This window comes from Streptomyces sp. SID10853 (assembly GCF_010548145.1).
Classification (GTDB): Bacteria; Actinomycetota; Actinomycetes; order Streptomycetales; family Streptomycetaceae; genus Streptomyces.
This window is the reverse complement of sequence record NZ_JAAGLN010000330.1, coordinates 1-5,845: the sequence shown is the minus strand read 5'-3', so window position 1 is coordinate 5,845 and position 5,845 is coordinate 1. Positions and strand designations below refer to the sequence as shown.

At 72.6% G+C, this 5,845-nt stretch carries 5 protein-coding genes and 1 pseudogene; 1 reads left to right on the top strand and 5 read right to left on the bottom strand.

The features are described 5' to 3' along the window. Nucleotides 1–356 (bottom strand): annotated as a pseudogene (locus G3I19_RS33765) (adenosylcobinamide-GDP ribazoletransferase); the annotation flags it as partial. Between the two features lie 78 nt (nucleotides 357–434). Between G3I19_RS33765 and G3I19_RS33760 the strand changes: the two are divergent. Further along, nucleotides 435–1,217, top strand: a complete 783-nt coding sequence (locus tag G3I19_RS33760; protein WP_164267522.1) for a hypothetical protein — start codon at nucleotides 435–437, stop codon at nucleotides 1,215–1,217. Here the strand turns inward: G3I19_RS33760 and G3I19_RS33755 are convergent. The 4 genes from G3I19_RS33755 to G3I19_RS33740 all read right to left on the bottom strand — a co-directional run. Then, nucleotides 1,103–1,873 (bottom strand): hypothetical protein, encoded by a 771-nt coding sequence (locus G3I19_RS33755; RefSeq protein ID WP_164267521.1) that lies wholly within the window; start codon nucleotides 1,871–1,873, stop codon nucleotides 1,103–1,105. The two genes, G3I19_RS33760 and G3I19_RS33755, sit on opposite strands and share 115 nt — an antisense overlap. Beyond that, on the bottom strand, nucleotides 1,870–3,642 hold the full coding sequence (locus tag G3I19_RS33750) for a phosphatidylglycerol lysyltransferase domain-containing protein (RefSeq protein ID WP_164267520.1): 1,773 nt from the start codon (nucleotides 3,640–3,642) through the stop codon (nucleotides 1,870–1,872). Before G3I19_RS33750 ends, G3I19_RS33755 begins: the two co-directional genes overlap by 4 nt. 75 nt (nucleotides 3,643–3,717) lie before the next feature. Continuing rightward, a complete protein-coding gene (gene cobT / locus G3I19_RS33745; protein WP_164267519.1) occupies nucleotides 3,718–4,833 on the bottom strand; it encodes a nicotinate-nucleotide--dimethylbenzimidazole phosphoribosyltransferase in 1,116 nt (371 codons plus the stop codon). A gap of 84 nt (nucleotides 4,834–4,917) precedes the next feature. After that, a partial coding sequence (locus G3I19_RS33740) for a bifunctional adenosylcobinamide kinase/adenosylcobinamide-phosphate guanylyltransferase (protein WP_164267518.1) occupies nucleotides 4,918–5,845 on the bottom strand: 928 nt, incomplete at its 5' end.

Genomic DNA, 5,845 nt, shown 5'->3' with positions numbered 1-5,845 from the left:
GAGCAGGACGAACACCAGCGTCACCACGCCGAACGGGCCGATGTCCGACTGCTTCATGACGCGCAGCGCGTCATCGGCCGGCCTGGCGCTGCCCAGCCCGTCGGCGACGTCGGCGAGACCGTCCAGATGCAGCCCCGGATGAGGACCGCCGGTACGGCCGTACTCACCACCGCCGCGAGCAGCGGCCCGGGCCCGAGCAGCAGCACCGGAGTGCCGACCGCCGCCGCGCACAGCCCCACGACGAGACCGGCCAGCGGCGCGCAGAGCATGCCCGAGCGCGCCGCCGCCCGGTCCCAGCGCGTCACACGGACCGGGAGGACCGTGAGCGTGCCGAAGGCGAAACGTATGCCGTCCATGGCGCGCAGGTTATCCGCTGCCCGGGGTGGAAAAGTACGGATAAGTTACGTGTAGCAGCCAAAAAGGAAGCAGGTGGCATGGGTCACTGGTGGGCGCGGAACATCGTGGAACCCGGCAAGCTCCCGCTCACGCTGGCGCTGTTCTCCTTCGTCCTGTCCTTCGTGATCGTGCGGTCCATCGCCCGGCTGATCCGGGCGGGCCGGGGCCCGTTCCGGAACGTGACGCCCGGCGGTATGCACATCCACCATGTGGTGCCCGGCGTCGTCCTGGTGGTCATCGGCGGCTTCGGCGCGGTGACCAGCGGCAGATACGGGCTCGGCGCCGCGGTCTGCGCGGTCATCTTCGGGGCCGGGGCGGGCCTGGTGCTCGACGAGTTCGCGCTGCTCCTCCACCTCGCCGACGTGTACTGGAGCGACGAGGGCCGCAAGAGCGTCGAGATCGTGGTGCTCACCGCCGCCCTGGTGGGGCTCGTCCTGGGCGGCTTCCTGCCGTTCGGGGTCAATGAGCTGTCGCCCCAGGAGGCCCGGGGCCGTGGCCTGTTCGCGGGGGACGCCGCGCTGAACTTCGCCTTCGCGCTGATCGCGCTGAGCAAGGGCAAGCCGCGGACCGCCCTGATCGGCGCGGTGGTCCCGTTCGTCGCCCTGGTCGGAGCCGTCCGGCTGGCCCGCCCGGTCTCCCCGTGGGCCAAGCGGTTCTACCGCCGCAGGCACCGGACGCGCGCCAGGGCGATCAGGCGCGCCTACCGTCACGACAGACGCTGGGCCGGACCGCGGCGCCGGCTGGAGGAGTTCATCGGCGGCGCCCCCGACCCGGCGCGCACCGCGCTGCCCGGCGGACGGGACGGCGGGCCGCCCCGCTGAAGCCTGCGGTCCCGCCAGGCCGTCAGGGCGCAGAGCGCCAGCGCCGCCAGGATCGCCGCCAGATGCTCCTTGCCCGCCAGATTGTCCTTGAGCACCAGCTCCAGGACCATGCCCACGATGACCGCACCGGCCGTCCACCGGGCACCCAGCCGCCAGCAGACATAGACGGCGAGGCCGACCACGGCGGCCGACGGGCCGGTGTCGACGATCAGCGCGTCCGACGCCTTCACCCCGAGCACGCTGCCTGACCCCAGCGAGATCGCGACGCGGGCGTACAGCGTCCCGGCGAGCGTGGTGACGTACGAGATGAGCAGCGTCCGCCACCACCCGATGCAGATCTCCGCGACGCCGAACACCAGCAGGATCTGGATCAGGGCGCCCCAGACCGGCAGGTCGAGCGCCGGCACGAACAGCGACAGCGGGGTGCGCAGCAGCGCGAGCCAGAGCGGGTCCATGGCCCGTACGAACCCGATGTCGTGCACCGGCCGCAGCCCCCACGACTGGTTCTGCACGATCTGGAAGCACGCGGTCAGGGCGACCGCGCCGAGCGTCAGCGGGACGGCACGCCACTTCCGGTCGGCGAGCGCCGTCCTCACGGCGGTGAACAGCGGCCCCCACTCGCGGCGGGCCGCGACGCGCAGGGCGCGCCGGTTCACCGTCTGGTCCCGAGTGGCCTGCGGCGCGGGCGCAGCCACCCGGGCAGTCCCGGGGCCTCCAGGAAGCCCTCGGCGCGCGCTGACGCGACGGCGATGCGCAGCAGATCCGCGCTCTTCTCGAACAGCATGAAACGGGGCTCCCAGATCGGCCGGTACTTGGCGTTGGCGCGGTACAGCGACTCGATCTGCCACCACCGTGAGAAGAAGGTGAGGAACGAGCGCCAGAGCCTCAGTACGGGGCCGGCCCCCAGCTTCGAGCCACGTTCGAAGACCGATCTGAACATCGCGAAGTTGAGTGAGATCTGCGTGATCCCGATCTCCTTCGACTGCTGCAGGAGTTCGATGACCATGAACTCCATCAGACCGTTCTCGGCCTCCCGGTCACGGCGCATCAGATCCAGCGAGAGCCCTTCGGGGCCCCAGGGGGCGAAACTCAGGACAGCGCGTAACTCGCCCTCGCCGTCCCGGCATTCGAGCATCATGCAGCGGCCGTCCGCCGGGTCGCCGAGCCGGCCGAGCGCCATCGAGAAGCCGCGCTCGGTCGCCCCGTCGCGCCAGTCGTCGGCCCGTTGCACCAGGTACGCCATCTCGGCGCCGGGGATCTCCTCGTGCCGCCGGATCCGCACGGTGTACCCGGCGCGCTGCACCCGCTTGTACGCCTGGCGCACCGTCCGCATGGCGCGGCCCTCCAGGGTGAACTCCGCGGTCTCCACGATCGCTTCGTCACCGAACTCCAGCGCGTCGAGACCGTGCCTCGCGTAGACCGTGCCCGCTTCCTCGCTCGCCCCCATCACGGCGGGCAGCCAGCCGTGCTCGCGCGCCTCGGCCAGCCAGGGCTCGATCGCGCCCGGCCACGCCTCCGGATCGCCGATCGGATCACCGGAGGCGAGCGAGACCCCGCCCAGCACCCGGTAGGCGACCGCGGCCTTGCCGGTGGGGGACCAGACGACGCTCTTGTCGCGGCGCAGCGCGAAGTAGCCGAGCGAGTCGCGCTCGCCGTGCTTGTCGAGGAGGGCGCGCAGCCGCTCCTCGTCGGCCGGGGTGATCGGGTCGACGGCGCGCCGGGAGCGGAAGGCGGCGAAGAGCACCGCGAGCAGCAGCAGCGTGGACAGGACGTTGATGAAGACGTCGACCCACGCGGGTGTCTCGATGCCCCGGATACGGGTGTCGTCGGGGACCAGCGAGATCAGCCGCATCACGCCGTACCGCCAGCGGTCCAGGAACGTCGAACGGTAGGTGTCGTGGGCCGTGTTGGTGAGCGTGACCAGCAGCGAGGCCAGCAGCGAACAGGCCAGCAGCCCGCCCACCGCCACGGCGGCGGCCAGCTTCGGGTTGGAGCGGTCGCCCTTCGCGTAGTACTCCCGCCTGCCGATCAGCAGCGACACCACGAACGCGGCGGTCAGCGCCAGCGAGACCCAGTTCTGCGGATATCTGCGGAACTCCGGGAAACACATGGCGAGTACGAACACCAGCAGGAAGAGCCCGCCCATGACCAGGTTGAGCAGCCAGGCGGCCCGCTTGCGGCGGCGCATGGTGATCGCCAGGAAGAGGCTGAAGGCGCCCGAGGCGAAACCCGCGGTGAGCAGATAGGGCGTGAAGAAGTACTCGGTGTTGTGTCGCCGGACGTCCTGGCCGAGGGAGACCCACGCCGCGCCCAGCAGATTGATGAAGGTGACGGCACGCAGATACCAGACGGCGAACGCCGCACAGCGGCGCGACCGGACAGTGGTCAGGGGCGTGCCACCGGTGGATGTACGGACTTCTCCCATGAAACGCGATGATATGGGGCGCCGGGTGTCCCGCCGGGATGTGCTGAGGCCGGCGGCAGGCCGCCGGCCACGGTGCTACTCCCCACTGTCTCCGGTTTCGGCGCCGTTGTCAGCGCTCTTTTCGGCGCTCTCGCCGCCGCCGTCCGCCGCCCGCTCCGGAAGCTCAGCCGCGAGCGCCGCCGCCGCCTGTACGAACGGCAGTGCCAGCAGCGCCCCGGTGCCCTCGCCCACCGTGACGCCGTGGTCGAGCAGCGGGGTGAGCGCCATCCGGTCCAGCGCCTTCGCCTGGGCCGGCTCACCGCTGACCTGCCCGGCCAGCCAGGACTCCGGGGCGCGGAAGGCGGCCCGCTGGCCCACCAGCGCACACGCGGCGGAGACCACCCCGTCGAGGATCACCGGCAGCCGCCGTACCGCGCACTGGAGCAGGAACCCGGTCATCGCGGCCAGATCCGCCCCGCCGACCGTGGCGAGCAGCTCCAGTTGGTCGCCGAGGACCGGGCGGGCCCGGCGCAGCGCGTCCCTGACCGCCGCGCACTTGCGCATCCAGACGAGATCGTCGATGGCGGCTCCGCCGCGCCCGGTGACGACCGAGGCGTCCGTGCCGCAGAGCGCGGCGACCAGTGTGGCGGCGGCCGTGGTGCCGCCGACGCTCAGATCGCCCAGCACCACCAGATCGGTCCCCGAATCGGCCTCATCGTCGGCGATGGCCATCCCGAGACGTACGGCCTGTTCGGCCTCGTCGGCGGTGAGGGCGTCCTCGATGTCGATCCGCCCGCTGCCGCGCCGCACCCGGTGCCGTACGACCTCGTCGGGCAGCAGCGCCGGTTCGCAGTCGAGACCGGCGTCGATGATCCGTACCGGCAGCCCTTGCCTGCGGGCCAGCACCGCGACCGGGCTCTCCCCGTCCAGCACGGCGCGCACCAGCAGATGCGCGCTGCCGGCGGGGCGCGCCGACACATCGAGTCCGGCCACCCCGTGGTCGCCGGCGAACAGCACCACATGGACGTTGTCGACGGGCCTGACCGGCACCGCGGACTGCGCCGCCGAGAGCCACTCACCCAGTTCGTCGAGCCGGCCGAGCGCGCCGGGCGGGACGGCCAGCCGCTCCCGGCGTTCCTCGGCTTCGCGCCGTACGCCGCTGTCGGGGCGTTCGATCAGATCGGAGAAGTCGTCGAGATTCAGCGAGCTCATTCGCCGAACAGTACCGGCAGCCTTCCCGGCGGGACGCCGCGCGGCCCTGCATTCCCCCGCGGGCCGGGCCTCCTGGTCTCCGCGTCAGCCGCGCAGCACGACCGCCTGCCCGGCGACGACCAGCAGAACGTGCTCGCACTCGGCGGCGAAGGCCGCGTTCAGCCGCCCGAGTTCGTCACGGAAGCGCCGGCCGGACGCGGTCGCGGGCACCACACCCGAGCCCACCTCGTTGCTGACGGCGACGACCATGCGCCGGGTGGCCCTGACCGCGGCGACCAGCTCGCCCACCCGGTCCTGCAGGGCCCGCCGTCCGCCGTCCGCCCACTGTGCGTCTTCCCAGGCGCCCACCCGGTCCATCGCGTCGGTCAGCCACAGCGACAGACAGTCGATCAGCAGCGGCGGCCCGCCGTCCGCCGCCAGCAGCGGCAGCAGTTCGCAGGTCTCCTCGGTACGCCACGACCCGGGCCTGCGCTCGCGGTGCAGCCCCACCCGCGACGCCCACTCGGCATCGCCGTCACGGCTGCCGCCCGTCGCCACGTACACCACCCCAGGGAAGCCCTCCAGGCGCCGCTCGGCCTCCACCGACTTCCCCGAGCGGGCTCCGCCGAGCACCAGCGTGCGGCGCGGCAGATCGGGCACCGCGTGGTACTCGCCGACGATCAGCGTCGTCCCGTCCGGCACCGCACGCGCCCCGGCGGCGGCCAGCCGCCTCGTCAGTTCCGGTCCGGGCGGCACCTCGTGGCCCAGGTGCACGGCGAGCACATCGGTGGTGGCGCCGGCGGCCCCGGCGGACCGCAGCCTGGCCAGGGCGTCGGGGCGGCCGACGACATCGGCCAGCACCATCTCGTACGGGTCATGTCCGCCGTCCGGGAGCCCGGCCGGTGAGCCGCCGGGCGGCAGATAGAGCAGCCGGTCGCCCTCGGGCGACGTCACCTCGTAGCCGGTACCGGGGGAGTCCATCGCGACCGCCCGCACCCGGTGCCCGCTGATCAGCGTCAGCACCCGCCCGTCG